Source organism: Pseudomonas sp. P4_C4, assembly GCF_056402055.1.
Window position 1 is genome coordinate 36,746 of sequence record NZ_JBFUID010000026.1, and the last position, 17,442, is coordinate 54,187.

A 17,442-nucleotide genomic window follows, 5' to 3' on the forward strand; every position below is an offset into this window, starting at 1 on the left:
TCGTCCCTTATCACTGACCGAGGGTCAGGACCTTCTGCATCATGGTCTTGGCGGTGTTCATCATTTCGGCGTTGGTCTGGAACGAACGGCTCGCAGAAATCATGTCGGCCATTTCTTCAACCACGTTGACGTTCGGGTAGTAGACGTAGCCCTTGGCATCGGCCGCCGGATGGTTCGGCTCGTAGCGCGCCTCGAGGTTGCTCTGGTCTTCGACCACACCCAGCACCTGCACGCCCTGACCGGCGGCATCCTGGTTCTGGAACAGCGAGTCGCTGCCGCCGCTCTGGCCGCCCTGGAACATGGTGGCGAACACTGGATGACGCGCGCGGTAGGTCTGGTCGATGCTCGACGAAACCGTCTCGGCGTTGGCGATGTTCGAAGCGACGGTGTTCAAACGCGTGGTCTGCGCACTCATGCCGCTACCGGCAATGTTGAAAACACTGGATAGAGACATGGCTTACTCTCCGCGCAGGGCTGATACCAGCCCTTTGAATTTGCTGTTGAGCAGGGTGAAGCTGGCCTGGAAGCCGATCGCGTTTTGCGCGTAGTTCGACTGTTCCAGCTGGGCGTCCACGGTGTTCTGGTCGATCGACGGTTGCATCGGCGTGCGATACAGCAACGACTCGTCGCCATTGCCCAGGCCTTCAGCCTCGATGTGACGGCTGTTGGTCATGTTCAGGGCGAAGGTGCCGCTTTTGGTTTTCTCGTTCTGCTCGGCGAGCACTTTCGAGAAGTCCAGGTCCCGAGCCTTGTAGTTCGGGGTATCGGCGTTGGCGATGTTGTTGGCCAGGACTTCGGCACGCTGGGCGCGGAAGCCCAGGGCTTGTTCGTGGATACCGAGCGCTTTATCGAAGCTGATGCTCATGTCGGGAAACCTTCGGGTGACCTGATTTTTCGTAGGATCAACTTAGCAAGCCCCATGCCAATTCAAAAAAGCCCGGAAACCGGGGCTTTGCCGGCCATGGCAACGCGGCAATGCCAGAAAAGCGGCAACGGTTTTCCGCCGCATGCCGCTTTTCTGCCGCCTGGCACACGTTCCAGGGCACCACCGAACCCTGTGGGAGCGAGCTTGCTCGCGATTGCGGTGTGTCAGGTAAAGCTGAACTCGAATGTCAGGACGCTATCGCGAGCAAGCTCGCTCCCACAGGGGCCAGCAGCGTTTGCAAGAAATCAGCAGGCATAAAAAAACGGGAGCCCCAGAGGACTCCCGTTTTTTGACAACACCAACGAAATCACTTCGCCTGGTAAATGATCCCCGGGCTGCACTGGACCATCTGGTAATGATCCGGCAACCCGTTCAGCGCTTCGGAAGCACCGAGGAACAGGTAACCGCCCCGCTTCAACGTGCTGTGGATGCGCAACAGGATGTCCTTCTTCACCTCGGCGGAGAAGTAGATCAACACGTTGCGGCAGAACACGATGTCGAACTTGCCCAGACTCGCGTAGCTGTCCAGCAGGTTGAAGGAACGGAATTCCACGCGGCTCTTGATCGGCGCCTTGATCACCCAGCGTCCCGGTCCTTTCGGGTCGAAATAACGCTGCAGACGCTCGGGCGACAGACCGCGGCCGATGGCCAGGCTGTCGTACTCACCGGTCTTGCAGTTGTTCAGCATGGTGCCGGACAGGTCGGTGGCAACGATCTGCACACCCATCCTCAACTGGCCCATGTTGACCCGCTCGAACTCGTCGATGGACATCGACAGCGAATAGGGTTCCTGGCCCGACGAGCATGCCGCCGACCAGATGCGCAGGCGCTGGCCGGGACTGGCCTTGATCGCTTCGGGCAGGACCTTGTTCTTCAAGACTTCAAACGGGTAGGTGTCTCGAAACCACAGGGTTTCATTGGTGGTCATGGCATCCACCACCTGCTCGCGCAAACCGCTGCGCGGTTGCGTCTGCATGCGCTGAACCAGCTCACCCAAAGACTTGATGCCTTGCTGTTCCATCAGTTTGTTGAGACGGCTGGAGACCAGGTACTGCTTGTTTTCACCGAGCAAAATGCCACAGGCTTTTTCCAGGAATACCCGGAACTGTTCGAAATCCAAATTACCCGTAGACAATGATGCCGCCTCTTAAATCGTGTTGACTGCCTGGGGTGCGAACCCCTAGCTGATATCTGCTGCTTTGATCCGGTCGACTACCCGGGATGCCAGGTCATCAGGACGGAATTTGGCCAGGAAGTCATCGGCACCGACCTTCTTGACCATCGCCTGATTGAATACCCCCGACAACGAAGTATGCAGGATGATATGAAGCTTTTGCATGCGCGGGTCGTTGCGGATTTCCGCCGTCAGGGTGTACCCGTCCATCTCCGGCATCTCGATGTCGGAGATCATCATCAGGAACTCTTCTTCCGGTTTCTTGCCCTCGTCGACCAGTTTGCGCAGGTAATCCAGCGCTTGCCGACCATCGTTCAACGCCACCACTTCGACGCCGACCGTTTGCAGGCAACGCGTGACCTGCTTGCGCGCCACCGACGAGTCATCGACCGTCAGAACTCGCAACGAAAGCGCCTTGTGCCGGGTTTCGACATCCACCACACCCACGGAAATCGCTTCCGGCGTCGGTGCCACTTCCGCCAGCACCTTCTCGACGTCGATGATTTCGACCAACTGATTGTCGACCCGCGTCACCGCCGTCAGGTAGTGATCGCGCCCGGTGCCCTTGGGCGGCGGATGGATCTCCTCCCAGTTCATGTTGACGATGCGCTCCACCGAGCGGACCAGGAAACCCTGGGTCTTGGTGTTGTACTCCGTGATGATCACGAAGGGATTGTTCTTGTCCTTCAACGCACCGGAGCCAGTCGCCATTGCCAGATCAAGAATCGGAATGGTCGCCCCCCGGATGTTCGCCACGCCGCACACGACAGGACTGGACTTGGGCATCAGCGTCAGTTTGGGGCATTGCAGCACCTCCCGAACCTTGAACACGTTGATCCCGTACAGCTGCTGGCCGTCGAGACGGAACAACAACAGCTCAAGGCGATTCTGCCCCACCAGTTGCGTGCGCTGGTTTACCGAATCCATTACACCAGCCATGCCCAGACTCCTACACCAACGCCAAGTGTTGTTGCGACGCGCCTTCATCACTAAACGGCACGGCGCTTGCTTTTTTAATCGTTATGAACACAGAACCGACATTTTTCCGACGCCTGGCCACACCCTGCCGAAAATTGCTCGGCGTGCTGGCGGCTGTTTGCCTGTTCAACGCTGGCAGCCCTGCCCTTGCTGACGCGGTTACCTTGCCTGACATGCTTATCGGCGTCACTCAGGGCTTTCTTGAATTCACCGTAGAAGACTATCTGGCTACCAGCCAAACGGAAGGTCGCTACGAGATCCAGGTCAACCCGCTCGATCCGCGTATGCACATGCCCATGTGCGACAAGGAATTGACAGCAACCCTTGAGAGTCCCAAGCCGTTGGGACGGGTTACGGTCAAGGTCCGCTGCGAGGGCGCTTCCCCCTGGACAGTCTTCGTACCCGCTCAAGTCCGCCTGTTTCGCGATGTCGTGACCAGCGCCCGGCCACTGCGCCGCGCAGCCATTGTCGAACCTGGGGATGTGGTCCTGCGCGAGCGCGATATCAGCCTCATCAGCCAGGGCTACCTGACCTCTCTCGATCAGGCGATCGGGCAGCGACTGACCCGACCAATGGTCGCCGACCAGGTGATTACCCTGGTGCATATCGAACAGGCCGAGGTCATCCGCAAGGGTGATCAGGTGGTGATTACCGCCCGCAGCGGCACGCTCAGCGTGCGCATGCCGGGCGAAGCCCTGTCAAACGGCAGCCTGAGCGAACAGATTCGGGTGAAGAACCTCAATTCCCAAAGGGTCATCAAGGCGCAGGTCATGGCGCCGGGGCAGGTGGAAGTGTCCATGTAAGGCGCTCAGTTCATCGGAATGTGGCACTTGCCGCGGCTGTTCCCTAGACTGTGTTCCAGGCACGGTAAGCGCTGGCGCGCGCAAGGTTCATTGATAAATGGGCCTAAAGTTTTCCAGGGAATGGCCGAAACCATGGCAAGCGTCCAAATTCCCAGAGGTTTTTTATCATGGTCATCGATTTCAGCCGTTTGAACAGCTCCTCGTCCCTTACGGGCAGTACACGTACCAGCGCCAGCAAGGAAAGCGCCGAAGCCGGCAAATCCTTGCCGCTGGAGTCCGCGGCCGAACAGGCCGGTACCGTCAAAAGCGGGGAATCGGTACATCTCAGCGATGAGGCTCAACAGTTGCAGAAGGTCACTGACAAGCTGCGCGATCAACCCGCCGTCGACAACGCCCGCGTGGCCGAGTTGAAAGCAGCGATTGCCGATGGCAGCTATAAAGTCGACAGCAACCGTGTAGCCAGCAAACTGCTCAACTTCGAAGCCCAGCGCTAGGCCACCGCCAGCGCCAGGCTTTTGGACGCTTAAAACCCAAGGCCAGCCATGCACGACACTCATTTACTGCAACTGATCACCGACGACTTTGCTCCAGCGCAACACCTGCTGGAATTACTGCAGACCGAATCCCTCGCATTGCATGGCCGCGACATGCCATTGCTCGAGGACATCCTGGCGCAGAAACAGGCATTGGTCGTTTTGCTCGAACAGCATGGCCGCAAGCGCAGTGAAGTCCTCGCCAGCCTCAACCTGCCGACCAACCGTGGCGGTCTGGAGCAACTGGCCAGCCAGTCGAGCATTGGCGAGCAGTTGCTGGCGCAAAGTGACGTGCTGACCAATCTCCTGGCCCAGTGTCAGGCCATCAACGCCAACAACGGCCAGTCGATCCTCACTCAGCAGGCCGCTACGGCCACCCAGCTGAAAATCCTCACCGGCGGTGAAACCCCGGCGCTTTACGATGCCAGCGGAACATTCTCCAAGCTTGCCAAGCCGCGCCCGCTCAGTCAGGCATGAACCGGTCAATGCCCCCGCTCTATCAAGACGCGCAACATACTGGCAAACTGCTAGCCTGCCGTAGTCAAATTTTGTCTGGAGATTGATTAACCGTGTCCAATGCCTTATCCGTGGATGATGCTCCGCAGCCACCCAAGGTGCTCTCCACGCCCTTGGAAATCTCCAGCAACCTGCGCCAGCTGCTCGAAAGCCATGACCCGCTGATCATTACGTTCCACGAGCGCAGCCAGCGCTTCCAGAGCTACCTGGTGGACCTGGACCGTGACAGCAATATGATTGCCCTGGACGAAATGATTCCCCGTGACGGCGAGCGCTACCTGCTGGCGGGCGAGCCGTTCAGGGTCGAAGGCTTTCACGAAGGCGTACGCATAGCCTGGGAAAGCAACGGCCAATTGAACATCGACGAATCCGGTGGCAGCCGCTGCTATCGTGGCACCCTGCCCGATGAAGTGGTGTACCACCAGCGCCGTAATGCGTTCCGTGCGGCACTGAAGCTGGCACAACTGGTCAACGTCAACCTCGACGGCGAAAAGCTCAAGGCCTCCATCAGCGGCAAGCTGCTGGATATTTCCGCTACCGGCTGCAAACTGCGTTTCGACGGTGACATCACTGGCAGCCTGCAACTGGGTCAGGTTTACGACCGCTTCAGCGCCGAACTGCCCTTTGGCAAGATGACCGCGCCGGTCGAGTTGCGTTATCTGCACTTCGAAGAAAAAATCTCCACCACCTTCGCCGGCGTTCGCTTCCATAACATGAGCGGGCTGGTGCAGCGTCAGGTCGAACRCTTCGTCTACCAGTTGCAACGCGAAGCGCGTCGCTTCGACAAAGACGATCTCTGATAGAGCGCTTCAACAAAAAACGGGCAGTCCCTTGCGGTGACTGCCCGTTTTTTTATGCCCTGATTTAAGGCCTGGCCTCGCTGAAGTTCGGGTCTCGCCCTGTATCAGGGTCTTGCGGTGGCTGATCGGTTTCATCCTCGGTTACATCAGCCTCAGGTTCTGATTCAGGCTCTGACCCGGTACTCACCGGATTTTGCATCTGATCCTGCACCACCTGCTCATCAACACGCGGGTCGAGGCAGGCCACCAGCGGTGAACTCGTCATGTTGTCCGGCATGGCCACGTGATGCAGCGGCGCATCTTCCACCTGATGCAGGTTGGTCACAGCTTTCGGGCGAATCCGCCATACCAGCACCAACGCAAAGAAACTGAAGAAGGCATAGAGCATCTGGCTGCCGAACAGCTTCATCAGCACGCCTGCCACCAGCGGCCCGATACTCGCGCCAACGCCGTAGGTCACCAGCAACATTGCCGTCAGGGATACCCGGCGATCGCCTTCGACATGGTCATTGGAGAACGCCACCGCCAACGGATACAGGCAGAACTGCACCAGCGAACAGACAAAACCGGCGATAAACAGAACCTCCAACGGCACCTGCGGCATGATCGCCAGCGGCAGTGCAGCCAGGGCCAGGCTGAATGCGAAACTGCGGATCAACACGGCCCGATCGTAGCGGTCGGACAACCAGCCCAACGGCCACTGCACCAGCAACCCGGCAAAAATACAGCTACCCATGAACAGGCCGACCTGCTCCGTGGACAATCCTTGCTGCGAGGCATACAGCGGCGCCAGACCGTAGAACGAACCGACGATCAGCCCTGCCCCGAGCACCGTACTCAATGATTGCGGCACACGCTTGATAAAGAACCGTGGCTCCATGGGCGCCGGATGCAAGGGTGCAGGGTGGATCCGCCGGGTCAGCGCCACGGGCACCAGGCACAGGGCGAAACACAGGGCGACCAGCATCAGCAGTTCCAGCCCCAGCGCCGGGTGCATGACCAGAATCAGTTGCCCCATCACCAGGCCCAGGTAAGAGGCGATCATGTAACCGCTGAACACCAACCCGCGCTGCTTGGCTTCGGCCTGTTCGTTCAGCCAGCTCTCGATCACCATGTACTGGCACATCATGCCGAGGCCGACGATCACCCGCAGGAACAGCCAGGCCGGCAGCCAGTCGATCAGGCCATGACCCAACACCGCCGCGCCGACGATTCCGGCACAGGCCGAGTAGGCCCGGATATGCCCGACCCGGGCAATCAACCGGTGACCGATCTTGCCCCCCAGCACCAGGCCGAAGTAGTTGGCGGCCATCAACGCACCGACCCACAGGCTGTCGACATGGTCGGCCGCCAGGCGCAGGCCCAGGTAAGTACTCAACAGGCCTGAACCGATCAACATCATCAGCGAGGCGAAATACAGTGCTCGAAAGGATTTCCAGATTTGGCGCATCGGCGTTCCGAGCGGCTCCTTGCAGTGATAATCGACTATCGCTAAACGATAGCCGGATGTCGACGGATCGTCAGGCCTGGGCTGCTAAAACACGCCGTTCCCAGGGAGTAATTTCATTATGGAAACTGCTCAGCTCCAGGGTCTTCGAAGCGATGTAGCCTTCGATGAATTCCACGCCGAACAGTTCCTTGGCCAACTGGCTACGTTTCAGACGCTCCAGTGCCGCATGCAAGGTACAGGGCAACGAAAGATTGTCTGGCACTTCGAACTCACCCTGGATCGGCGCGCTCGGCTCTAACGCGTTCTCGATGCCATGCAACCCCGCCGCCAGGCTTGCGGCAATCGCCAGATACGGATTGGCATCAGCGCCCGGCAAGCGGTTCTCGACCCGGCGGGCCACCGGCAAACTGGCCGGTATGCGCAAGCCGGCTGCCCGGTTGTCATAGGACCAGCAGGCATTATTCGGTGAGGCGTAAGGGTGGCACAAGCGCTGATAGGAGTTCACGTTCGGCGCAAACAACGCAGTGAAGTCGGCCATGCACACTTGCTGTCCGGCAATGAAGTGACGGAAGGTTGCCGTCTCCCGCCCCGCCTTGTCACTGAACACGTTTCGCCCCGAATCGATCTCGACGACACTCTGGTGAATATGCATCGAACTGCCCGGCGTATGCGCCAGCGGCTTGGCCATGCACACCACGCTCAGGCCGTGCTTGAGGGCAACTTCCTTGAGCAAGTGCTTGAACAGCAACGTCTGGTCGGCCAGCAGCAATGGATCGCCATGCAGCAGATTGATCTCGAACTGGCTGACGCCCATTTCGTGCATGAACGTATCGCGGGGCAGCCCCAACGCAGCCATACATTCGTAGACTTCATTGAAGAAGGGGCGCAGCCCATTGTTGGAGCTGACGCTGAACGCCGACTGACCATCCTCGCGACGACCATCCAGCCCCAGCGGTGGCTGGAACGACTGAGTCGGGTCGGTGTTAGGCGCAAAAACGAAGAACTCAAGCTCGGTCGCCACCACGGGCGCCAGGCCGCGGGCCGCGTAACGGGCAATCACGGCCTTGAGCTGACCACGGGTCGACAGGCAGGAGCTGGTGGTGGTGCCCAGTTCATTCGCGTCGCAAATGGCGAAGCCCCGCGGTGGATGGCTCCAGGGCAAGCGGTGGATTTGTGCTGGGTCCGGGATCAGCGCCAGGTCGCCATCATCGCTGCCGTAAAACCGCGCTGGCGGATATCCGCCCATGATGCATTGCAACAGCACGCCCCGCGCCATCTGCAATCGTCGACCGTCGAGAAAACCCTCGGCGGTCATCACCTTGCCCCGTGGAACGCCATTCAAATCCGGCGTGACACATTCAACTTGATCAATACCCGTCAATCGCTGCGCGAGTGAACTCAGGCCAACGGTCGTCATGACGCTATCCTTGTTATTGTGCGGGCCGCGAACGGCGACCGTACAAAATAGGCTCCACGTGTTCGGAATTTCAAGCAGCGTTAATAAATATGCTGCCGGTCAGGGCAGGTAAAGGCGGAACACCCCACCGCCCAACGGCCCGCCATTGCTGATTTCGGTACGCCCACCCACGCCGTTGCGTTGATGCAGCGCGGCAATTCGTCCGGCAAAGTACAGGCCAAGCCCGGTGCTTCCGGTGCTTTGATTGATGCCCTGCACGTAATCGGCCTGGTGCTCGATCATCTGCGCCGGATACCCCTGGCCATCGTCATTGATGGTCAACACCAGTTGCCCGGCTTCGTCGCTGACGCTGATCAAAACGGCATGCCGTGCAAAGCGGATGGCATTGTTGATGCAGTTGGCCAATACCGACGCGATCAACTCACGGTCGAAGAAACCCAACGGGCTCAGCGGGTCCACTTCATAGGTGGCCATGATGCCGCGGCTGGCGAACACTTCCTGATGGCAAGCCAGTTGCGCTTCGATGAAGTCGTCCAGTTCATGGTAGGCCGGCTGCAACGGCATCTGGTTGACGCCGAGCTTGTACAGCCCCAGCAACTGCACCAGCATGCCGTTGAGGTGGGCGAACTCGAAGTCGATCACGCCCTGCTCAGGCGTCTGTTGCGCCGCCTGCGGCAATCGCGCCAGCCAGTGGCTGTGGGCCTGCATCAGCATGGCCAGCGAGTTCTTCATGTCGTGAACGGTAGAGGCGATCACCGTGGAGAAATCCAGTGCCTGCTCATTGTCGATCATTGACCAAACGCCTTGCTTTTCAGCTTCTGGTAACGCGGATAGCGCGCGTCGGAGTCGGGCATCAGGCCGACCATTTTCAGGCAGGTCCGGCATTCTTCCAGCTCCGCTGAAGGAACGCCGGTATCGGTGCCGTGCAACAACGACTGCACCAGGTTCAGGGCGATACTGATGTTCTTCGGCTGCATCGCCAGGGCTTTGCGGAACACCGCTCGCGCCTCCACCAGATTGCCGGTCTTGTACACGCGCACGCCCTGACGGTTGAGTTCAGCGGCGGCGTTGCCGGAGTTGAGGATGCTCGGGTCGTCGGTCTGCTTGGCGATGTCCTTCATGACCACAGGATCGTCGCCGTAGATTTCCACGCAGTTTTTCAGCATCGCGGTACCGGCCTCGGTCTGCCCGAGTATCTTCAGCTGCTTGGCCACCAGCAACGCCGCTTCGGCGCTCATGAATTGCTCCATGCCATCCAGACGCAACAAGGCTTGCTCGGTGAGCTTGTCAGCCGTCTCGGCATCGTTGAGCAACAGGCTGGTGGCCTTCATCAGGCGCGCGCGGATTTGCAGGCCCGGATCGGAAGGGTTTTCCTTGGCCACGGCGCTCAACGTGGTGTTGATTTCCAGACGGGTCCGCGTGTCCAGGCCCCTTTCGCTGCCCTTGCTGATCAAGGCGTGGGCCAGGCCAAGATTGCTTTCGGCATCCTTGAACCGTGACTGCGCACCCTGGCTCACAGCCTGGCGATAGGCCTTGGCCGCCGTGTCGAAATCCTCGTTGGTCATCGCCAGCTTGCCCAGCAACGCCTGGCGGCGAACCGCCAGCGGCGACAGGCGAATCGCTTCCTCCAGAACACGCTGTGCACCCTTGGTATCGCCCTCGGCGACCAGCACGTCCGCCATGCCGTCATACAGCGACGGCATCATCGGGAAGACTTTCAGGGCTTTTTCGTAAATGCCTTTGGCCTGCGCGACCTGACCGCGCTTGAACAGCAACTTGCCCAACCCGGCAAACGCCCATGGCAATGGGCGGTCGGCGATGATGCCGTCGTACAGGCGCTCCAGCGCTTCGTTCTGATTGAGGTCGCGCAGGGCATCGGCGCGATAGCGCAGGCACAGTGGCGAATAGCGGATGTCTTGCTTGCACAGGGCGATGCAGGCGTTGAGCACTTCCATCGGCTTGCCGCGATCAAGGGCCTGCAGGATCGGCTTGAGCAGGGTCTTGCGCTGCTCCAGGCGCTCCAGGCGCTGGGCCAGGCTGGAACGGTTGAACGGCTTGGTCAGGTAGGCATCGGGCTCGTGCTCCAGCGCACTGAGCACCATGGCCTGGCTGGTTTCGGCGGTGACCATGACGAACACCGCTTCATGGCTGATCAGCTTTTCTTCCATCAGGTCTTCGAGCACCTGTTGGCCGTTTTTCTTGCCGTCACCCAGGTGAAAGTCCTGCAGGATGAAGTCGTATTGCTTCTGCGAGCACATTTTCAGCGCCTGCTCGCCGGTATCGGCAGTGTCCACTTCCTTGACGCCCAGTTCGCGCAGCATCGACCTGACCGAACTGCGGAAGTCCGAGAAATCATCGACGATCAGAAAACGCTTTTGGTGATACGACAGCATCGAAGATTTCCAGGCAATTTAAGAAGAAGAACCCAAAGGCAAATACACGGACGGACTCAACTTCGCAGCCCTTGTTTTGGCGCGCAGATGATAACGGGTGGCACTAGGCTATCAAACACCTTCGCATAGACAATGAGCCCCCATGCCGACCGGAAGAGACGAACAAGTCCCTGACAGCCCGGGTTATCGGCCAGCAACAGCGTTCCCTTGAGAACCTTCCCCAACGCTCACCCTGAATAGGTGAAGGCGTTACTGAGAACGAGACATCGCGCACAAAAAAGCCCCGCCGGAATCAATCTTCCGGCGGGGCTTTTCTGGACAGCAAAGTGCTGATAAATGATGGTGTCCCAGGGCAGGTTCGAACTGCCAACCTTCCCCTTAGGAGGGGGATGCTCTATCCAATTGAGCTACTGGGACACAATTCGGCCGCGACGAAAACGCAGCGCGATGGACGGCGTGCATGTTAACGGCCGGGCCGGCTTTTGTCATGTCGTCCGTTGGGCTTTTTAAGTGTAGGCAGACGCCTCGGCCAGGCGCGGACTTGTTTACCGTACAAATTGCATTACTGCAAAAAGCCATCATTGCAAAATGCAAGACCCGGCTTTCGCAAAAATATCTTAATCCATTGTTTTTAAAGAATTTAATTGTCGATAGACTCTGGCATGCGAGCTACTTCAACTGTTCTCACAGATCAACGGAGGCCGCCTCATGAACAGCGCCCTTTTACTCTCGAGTTCAATCGCTCTGACGGTTTGCCGGGTTTTCATTTTACCCACGAGAGCGGTGCTACGCAGGTTGCCCAGCGAATGCCACATTACCTTCAACCGCAGAAAGCGCCACAGTTGGCCGTAATGAGCGGCCAGCACGGCTTTGTCAGTCAGGAGGTCAGCCAGGAAACCATCCTGGTACCGGCTCCGTCTGCCGAACGCCTGGTATTTTGAATGACCCTCACCAGGAGCACAGCATGTCCAAACCAGCCGCGAGTTTCTTCATCCTCGCCTTGTTGAGCGGCATTTTTCATCTGTCATTGACCCAGGACATGGTCGTCACCCTCTCCCTGATTGTCTGTGGTGTATTCAGCGCTCTGTTCGTGCTCGCACTGATTGCCGGACGCAAGATCAAGTTTGATCCGGTCCTGCGTTAATCCAGGTATGGCAGATCCGGCGCAAAGGCCTGCCATCCATCCTGAATTCCCCCCCCTCCATACGACTCTCCCTAGTAAATCGGCCATTTGCCACTATTCTGTAAAAGGCAAGGAACAGGGATCGAGTCCGCTTTTGCTGCCCGTCAGAAACCTTTCGTCGGGTGGAGAATGTGTTAAGCGATACGAACCGGTCGAACTTTTCAAACCAGTCAGCATTTCTGATAATTGGTGCTGGCATAAAGCCTTTATACAGTTCAATATTTGTCACAGAATTGACGCCAAGGATCTGGCTTGTTTGGGGCATGATGCGCGCCTCTATCAATTCAGGTTGAACATTTGGTCAGAGCGCTTGTCCTACCAGACATCCTGCGGCCAATCCCGAAACCGCTCCCCTGAACTAACCGGTTAAATATATGCGCCCATTGAAACAGGCAATTTATTCCAGCCGTACGGCTGACAAGTTCGTCGTACGTCTGCCAGACGGAATGCGTGAACGCATTGCCGAGGTGGCTCGCAATCATCATCGCAGCATGAACTCCGAAATCATTGCGCGCCTCGAGCAAAGTCTTATTCAGGAAGGTGCACTGGGAGAAGAGCTGAGCATGCGCCTGGACAGCCCAGAGCTTTCCTTGCACGAACGCGAGCTGCTGCAGCGCTTCCGCCAACTTTCCCACCGACAGCAGAACGCCCTGGTTTCGCTGATCGCTCATGACGCTGAAATGGCCGCCGACGCGTCCTGATTCAGCCAGAAAGCTCAAGCCAGCCTGATCGCTGGCTTTTTTTTGCCTGAAATCCGGGCACAAAAAACCCGCCTGACGGCGGGTTTTAGTGAAACGGACTTTAGAGCAGGAAGATTGTCGCAAGCCCCAGGAAGATGAAAAAGCCGCCGCTGTCGGTCACGGCAGTAATCATCACACTGGCACCCATTGCAGGATCACGCCCCATCTTCGCCAGGGTCATCGGAATCAAGACCCCCATCAACGCCGCCAGCAACAGGTTGAGCGTCATCGCGGCGGTCATCACCACGCCCAATGACCAACTGCCATAGAGCAGGTAGGCAACCACACCAATCACCCCGCCCCAGATCACGCCGTTGATCAACGCGACGGCCAATTCCTTGCGCATCAGGCGCGAGGTATTGCCGGTGCTCACCTGGTCCAGCGCCATGGCCCGAACAATCATGGTGATGGTCTGGTTACCCGAGTTACCACCGATCCCCGCCACGATCGGCATCAAAGCCGCAAGCGCCACGAGCTTCTCGATCGAACCTTCAAACAAACCGATGACCCGAGAAGCCACGAACGCGGTAATCAGGTTGATCGCCAGCCAGGCCCAACGGTTACGCAGGGACTTCCAGACCGACGCAAAAATGTCTTCTTCTTCACGCAGACCCGCCATGTTGAGAACTTCGCTTTCGCTCTCTTCACGGATCAGGTCGACCATTTCATCGATGGTCAGACGGCCGATCAGCTTGCCGTTCTTGTCGACCACAGGCGCGGAGATCAAGTCGTAACGCTCGAAGGCCTGGGCCGCATCGTAGGCGTCTTCGTCCGGGTGGAAGCTCACCGGATCGCTGGCCATCACCTCGGAAACCTGTTTGTCCGGATCGTTGACCAGCAAACGCTTGATCGGCAACACGCCCTTGAGGACGCCGCCGTAGTCGACCACGAACAGCTTGTCGGTATGGCCCGGCAACTCCTTGAGACGGCGCAGATAACGCAAGACCACTTCGAGGCTGACATCCTCGCGGATGGTCACCATCTCGAAGTCCATCAGCGCACCGACCTGCTCCTCGTCGTAGGACAGAGCCGAACGCACACGCTCGCGTTGTTGCTGGTCGAGGGTCTCCATGAGCTCATGGACGACGTCTCGCGGCAGCTCGGAGGCCAGGTCAGCGAGTTCGTCGGCATCCATGTCCTTGGCGGCCGCCAGGAGCTCGTGATCGTCCATGTCGGCGATCAGCGATTCACGGACCGAATCGGATACTTCAAGAAGGATGTCGCCGTCGCGATCGGCCTTGACCAGTTGCCAGAGCGTCAGACGATCGTCCAGCGGCAAGGCTTCAAGGATATAGGCGACGTCGGCGGAGTGCAGGTCATCGAGCTTGCGTTGCAACTCGACAAGGTTCTGCCGGTGGACCAGGTTCTCGACCCGGTCATGATGCGGGCCTTCCTGGCGGTGAGTCAGGTCTTCTACCACTCGCTGGCGCTGCAGCAACTCAACCACCTGAGCCAGGCGATCCTGCAAGCTTTCCTGCGTTTTCTTTACTTCAACATCGGACATAGGCGAACTCCACTCCCAGCAGCGGGGCACGCCGGAAGGATCAATCAGTCAATTCATGATTGGTAAAACGGGGTACTGAGTAACTACTGGGTAAGTCCATGGAGGTATTCCACAAGCCCCGGCGGGGCTGACGGGCGCAATGATACACCGCCTGACGGCTTTAAACGTTAAAAAATCTTGGCTGAAACAAGCGCTTGCACAACAAACCTGAGCATCGTCCTGATCCACAAAAATGCGACGACGCATTCCGAAAAGAAAACACACCCCCCTCGAAAATTGTAGCCGCTACCCTTGAAAAGGAACGTCATGGAGGATGCCTGATGCCATCAGTTGCACAATTCTTATTACTGCTCGGCCTGCTCAGCCCCCTACCCCTGGCGCTCGCCACCACCGTTCAGCGCTGCGAGGCGGCCAATGGGCGCATTACCTTCACCACACTGGGTTGTGCCACGGGAGAAAGCGTTTCACTTCAGGACGTACGTGCCTTTACACCCGGCAGCACGATGGCGCTTATGCCACCAGCCGAACCCCGTGAAACATCAGGAATGAAAATCCAAAGGAAAGACCCGACCGTGGTCGGTCAGGCGCAGGACAAGTGCGGAAACCTGATCAGTGCCAGGGAGCGCCGTGAAGCAATCATCAATCAGCGAGTGGTCGCCGGCATGAGCCAGCAAGACGTCGAAAGCGCCCTCGGCAAGCCGGACAAGATCAGTATTCGCAATTCAGCTACGAGCTACCGTTACGACACCCTGCGAGGTCGCAGTGCACAGGTGGAGTTCGACGAGAGGGGATGCACGAAAGGAAAAGCCAAATCCCGGACGGCAAAAAGCCCGCATTAAATGCGGGCTTTCTGTTGTATGGTGCACTCGACAGGATTCGAACCTGTGACCGCTCGGTTCGTAGCCGAGTACTCTATCCAGCTGAGCTACGAGTGCAATTTGTGTTTTTAGACCAGACCACAACTGGTTGAAACCAAGTTACTTGCATTACTGCAACTAACTCTTAAATGGTGCACTCGACAGGATTCGAACCTGTGACCGCTCGGTTCGTAGCCGAGTACTCTATCCAGCTGAGCTACGAGTGCATTTGTTGCCGCGCATTATAGGCCGTCTAATCTCTATGTCAAACACTTTTTTTAGTAATTTCAACAACTTACCGAAAAAGCCAGATTACAACGTACTACGCAAATAATGGCGGAGAACGGGGGATTCGAACCCCCGACACCCTTTTGAGGTGTACTCCCTTAGCAGGGGAGCGCCTTCGGCCACTCGGCCAGCTCTCCGCAACACGGGGCGTATATTAACCAGCTTCTTCCCCGTTTGCAAACATAAAAAACGATAAAAATTAATGGCTTGGTTCTTCGTCCTTCTCTTTCTTGATACGCAGGTAAATTTCCTCCCGGTGAACAGCCACCTCTTTGGGGGCATTAACACCGATGCGCACTTGATTTCCTTTGACGCCGAGCACGGTCACGGTGATTTCGCCATCACCGATAATCAGGCTTTCTGCGCACCGACGAGTCAGAATCAGCATACCTTTCTCCTCACGCATTACATTTCAGGGACAACAGTCTGCAAAAAAAAGGCACTCGACCCACAACCGGAGCGGTCGCAGCCCTACATGCCTGAGTATTGACTAGCGCGAGCAAAAGAACAGGCTCGGGGGTCACGCCATTCAAAAAAACAAAAGGCGCGGTCAGACCGCGCCTTTTGGCAAACGCATCACTCGCCCTGGCGGGCCGGTGCGTCCAGTTCGAAAGCCGTGTGCAGAGCGCGCACAGCCAGTTCCAGGTACTTCTCTTCAATCACTACGGAAACTTTGATTTCCGAGGTCGAGATCATCTGGATGTTGATGCTTTCCTTGGCCAGGGATTCGAACATGCGGCTGGCCACGCCTGCGTGAGAACGCATGCCAACGCCGACGATCGACACCTTGGCGATCTTGGTGTCGCCCACGACTTCACGGGCACCCAGCTCGCCAGCGGTTTTTTCCAGCACGGCCTGCGCCGCCTGGTAGTCGTTACGGTGCACGGTGAAGGTGAAGTCGGTGGTGTTATCGTGCGCGACGTTCTGCACGATCATGTCGACTTCAATGTTCGCGGCACTGATCGGGCCGAGAATCTTGAAGGCAACGCCCGGGATGTCTGGCACGCCACGGATGGTCAGCTTGGCTTCATCGCGGTTGAAAGCGATACCGGAAATGATCGGCTGTTCCATGGTTTCCTCTTCATCAATAGTAATGAGGGTGCCCGGACCCTCCTTGAAGCTGTGCAGTACGCGCAGCGGAACGTTGTACTTGCCGGCGAACTCGACCGCGCGGATCTGCAACACCTTGGAACCGAGGCTGGCCATTTCCAGCATCTCTTCGAAGGTGATCTTGTCCAGGCGCTGAGCCACGGACACCACACGCGGGTCGGTGGTGTAGACACCGTCGACGTCGGTGTAGATCTGGCATTCGTCAGCCTTCAGGGCTGCCGCCAGCGCCACGCCGGTGGTGTCGGAACCGCCACGACCGAGGGTGGTGATGTTGCCGTGCTCGTCGACGCCCTGGAAACCGGCGACAACCACCACACGACCCGCCTTCAGGTCACCGCGAATCTTCTGGTCATCGATCTGCAGGATACGCGCTTTATTGTGTGCGCTATCCGTCAGAATCCGCACCTGGTTGCCGGTGTACGACACCGCCGGCACGCCGCGCTTGATCAGCGCCATGGCCAACAGGGCAATCGTCACCTGCTCACCGGTGGAAACGATCACGTCCAGCTCGCGCGGAACCGGTTGGCCGTCGCCACTGATTTGCTTGGCCAGATCGATCAGACGGTTGGTTTCGCCGCTCATTGCAGACAGCACAACCACCAGGTCATCGCCGGCATCGCGGAATTTCTTAACCTTGTCGGCGACCTGCTCGATTCTCTCGACGGTGCCGACCGAGGTGCCTCCAAATTTCTGTACGATCAAAGCCATTTCAAAGCCGCCTCTGCCCATGAAGGGCGCCCAAATAATCACTCGAACAGTATTGCCGCCCAC

At 58.0% G+C, this 17,442-nt stretch carries 18 protein-coding genes, 4 tRNA genes and 1 pseudogene; 8 read left to right on the forward strand and 15 right to left on the reverse strand.

The window, feature by feature from the left end:
- Positions 1-10: 10 nt before the first annotated feature.
- The 4 genes from flgC to AC1DXW_RS15325 all read right to left on the reverse strand — a co-directional run bounded on the left by flgC (position 11) and on the right by AC1DXW_RS15325 (position 3,038).
- A complete protein-coding gene (gene flgC / locus AC1DXW_RS15310; protein WP_007937507.1) occupies positions 11-454 on the reverse strand; it encodes a flagellar basal body rod protein FlgC in 444 nt (147 codons plus the stop codon).
- Positions 455-457: 3 nt separating this feature from the next.
- Positions 458-865: a flagellar basal body rod protein FlgB gene (gene flgB, locus AC1DXW_RS15315; RefSeq protein WP_103397733.1), complete on the reverse strand. Its 408-nt coding sequence runs from the start codon at positions 863-865 to the stop codon at positions 458-460.
- A gap of 367 nt (positions 866-1,232) precedes the next feature.
- Positions 1,233-2,060 (reverse strand): protein-glutamate O-methyltransferase CheR, encoded by an 828-nt coding sequence (cheR, locus tag AC1DXW_RS15320; protein ID WP_414875210.1) that lies wholly within the window; start codon positions 2,058-2,060, stop codon positions 1,233-1,235.
- A 45-nt stretch (positions 2,061-2,105) separates the two neighbouring features.
- The gene (locus tag AC1DXW_RS15325; RefSeq protein WP_477752839.1) at positions 2,106-3,038 is read right to left on the reverse strand and encodes a chemotaxis protein CheV; all 933 of its coding nucleotides are present in this window, start codon (positions 3,036-3,038) and stop codon (positions 2,106-2,108) included.
- 83 nt (positions 3,039-3,121) lie between these two features.
- On the opposite strand from AC1DXW_RS15325, the gene flgA reads away from it, so the two are divergent.
- From flgA to AC1DXW_RS15345, 4 genes are all read left to right on the forward strand, one after another.
- Positions 3,122-3,880 carry a flagellar basal body P-ring formation chaperone FlgA gene (gene flgA, locus AC1DXW_RS15330; RefSeq protein ID WP_477752840.1) on the forward strand — a complete coding sequence of 253 codons (759 nt, stop codon included), beginning with the start codon at positions 3,122-3,124 and terminating at the stop codon, positions 3,878-3,880.
- Between the two features lie 167 nt (positions 3,881-4,047).
- On the forward strand, positions 4,048-4,374 hold the full coding sequence (flgM, locus tag AC1DXW_RS15335) for a flagellar biosynthesis anti-sigma factor FlgM (RefSeq protein WP_477752841.1): 327 nt from the start codon (positions 4,048-4,050) through the stop codon (positions 4,372-4,374).
- A 48-nt stretch (positions 4,375-4,422) separates the two neighbouring features.
- Positions 4,423-4,890 carry a flagella synthesis protein FlgN gene (locus AC1DXW_RS15340; protein WP_477752842.1) on the forward strand — a complete coding sequence of 156 codons (468 nt, stop codon included), beginning with the start codon at positions 4,423-4,425 and terminating at the stop codon, positions 4,888-4,890.
- A 92-nt stretch (positions 4,891-4,982) separates the two neighbouring features.
- Entirely contained in the window at positions 4,983-5,729 is a 747-nt protein-coding gene (locus AC1DXW_RS15345; RefSeq protein WP_477760163.1) for a flagellar brake protein, read from the forward strand.
- A gap of 64 nt (positions 5,730-5,793) precedes the next feature.
- Here the strand turns inward: AC1DXW_RS15345 and AC1DXW_RS15350 are convergent, their stop codons facing one another.
- The 5 genes from AC1DXW_RS15350 to AC1DXW_RS15370 all read right to left on the reverse strand — a co-directional run bounded on the left by AC1DXW_RS15350 (position 5,794) and on the right by AC1DXW_RS15370 (position 11,406).
- On the reverse strand, positions 5,794-7,179 hold the full coding sequence (locus AC1DXW_RS15350) for an MFS transporter (RefSeq protein ID WP_477752844.1): 1,386 nt from the start codon (positions 7,177-7,179) through the stop codon (positions 5,794-5,796).
- Between the two features lie 70 nt (positions 7,180-7,249).
- A complete protein-coding gene (locus AC1DXW_RS15355) occupies positions 7,250-8,494 on the reverse strand; it encodes a glutamine synthetase family protein (RefSeq protein ID WP_477752855.1) in 1,245 nt (414 codons plus the stop codon).
- 201 nt (positions 8,495-8,695) lie between these two features.
- Positions 8,696-9,388, reverse strand: a complete 693-nt coding sequence (locus AC1DXW_RS15360) for a sensor histidine kinase (protein WP_477752845.1) — start codon at positions 9,386-9,388, stop codon at positions 8,696-8,698.
- Positions 9,385-10,989, reverse strand: coding sequence for a response regulator (locus tag AC1DXW_RS15365; protein ID WP_477752846.1), 1,605 nt, complete (start codon positions 10,987-10,989; stop codon positions 9,385-9,387). The genes AC1DXW_RS15360 and AC1DXW_RS15365 overlap by 4 nt, the downstream gene beginning before the upstream one ends.
- 340 nt (positions 10,990-11,329) lie before the next feature.
- Positions 11,330-11,406, reverse strand: a tRNA-Arg gene (locus tag AC1DXW_RS15370).
- A gap of 291 nt (positions 11,407-11,697) precedes the next feature.
- Between AC1DXW_RS15370 and AC1DXW_RS15375 the strand changes: the two are divergent.
- The 3 genes and pseudogenes from AC1DXW_RS15375 to AC1DXW_RS15385 all read left to right on the forward strand — a co-directional run bounded on the left by AC1DXW_RS15375 (position 11,698) and on the right by AC1DXW_RS15385 (position 12,873).
- Positions 11,698-11,930 (forward strand): annotated as a pseudogene (locus AC1DXW_RS15375) (hypothetical protein).
- A 23-nt stretch (positions 11,931-11,953) separates the two neighbouring features.
- The gene (locus AC1DXW_RS15380) at positions 11,954-12,133 is read left to right on the forward strand and encodes a PA3371 family protein (protein WP_477752847.1); all 180 of its coding nucleotides are present in this window, start codon (positions 11,954-11,956) and stop codon (positions 12,131-12,133) included.
- Positions 12,134-12,546: 413 nt separating this feature from the next.
- Positions 12,547-12,873 carry an Arc family DNA-binding protein gene (locus tag AC1DXW_RS15385; protein WP_003178899.1) on the forward strand — a complete coding sequence of 109 codons (327 nt, stop codon included), beginning with the start codon at positions 12,547-12,549 and terminating at the stop codon, positions 12,871-12,873.
- A 100-nt stretch (positions 12,874-12,973) separates the two neighbouring features.
- Here AC1DXW_RS15385 and mgtE read toward each other — a convergent pair whose 3' ends face one another.
- A complete protein-coding gene (gene mgtE, locus AC1DXW_RS15390) occupies positions 12,974-14,416 on the reverse strand; it encodes a magnesium transporter (protein WP_477752848.1) in 1,443 nt (480 codons plus the stop codon).
- A gap of 320 nt (positions 14,417-14,736) precedes the next feature.
- Here mgtE and AC1DXW_RS15395 point away from each other — a divergent pair, with 320 nt between their 5' ends.
- The gene (locus tag AC1DXW_RS15395; protein WP_477752856.1) at positions 14,737-15,255 is read left to right on the forward strand and encodes a cell envelope protein SmpA; all 519 of its coding nucleotides are present in this window, start codon (positions 14,737-14,739) and stop codon (positions 15,253-15,255) included.
- Between the two features lie 19 nt (positions 15,256-15,274).
- On the opposite strand, the gene AC1DXW_RS15400 is transcribed toward AC1DXW_RS15395, so the two are convergent.
- The 5 genes from AC1DXW_RS15400 to AC1DXW_RS15420 form a co-directional block, all read right to left on the reverse strand.
- Positions 15,275-15,351: transfer RNA gene (locus AC1DXW_RS15400), tRNA-Arg, on the reverse strand.
- A 72-nt stretch (positions 15,352-15,423) separates the two neighbouring features.
- Positions 15,424-15,500, reverse strand: a tRNA-Arg gene (locus tag AC1DXW_RS15405).
- A gap of 107 nt (positions 15,501-15,607) precedes the next feature.
- Positions 15,608-15,698: transfer RNA gene (locus tag AC1DXW_RS15410), tRNA-Ser, on the reverse strand.
- A 62-nt stretch (positions 15,699-15,760) separates the two neighbouring features.
- Complete coding sequence (csrA, locus tag AC1DXW_RS15415) at positions 15,761-15,949, reverse strand: carbon storage regulator CsrA (RefSeq protein WP_002554426.1); 189 nt, start codon at positions 15,947-15,949, stop codon at positions 15,761-15,763.
- Positions 15,950-16,137: 188 nt separating this feature from the next.
- Positions 16,138-17,379 carry an aspartate kinase gene (locus AC1DXW_RS15420; RefSeq protein ID WP_007971040.1) on the reverse strand — a complete coding sequence of 414 codons (1,242 nt, stop codon included), beginning with the start codon at positions 17,377-17,379 and terminating at the stop codon, positions 16,138-16,140.
- Between the last annotated feature and the right edge of the window lie 63 nt (positions 17,380-17,442).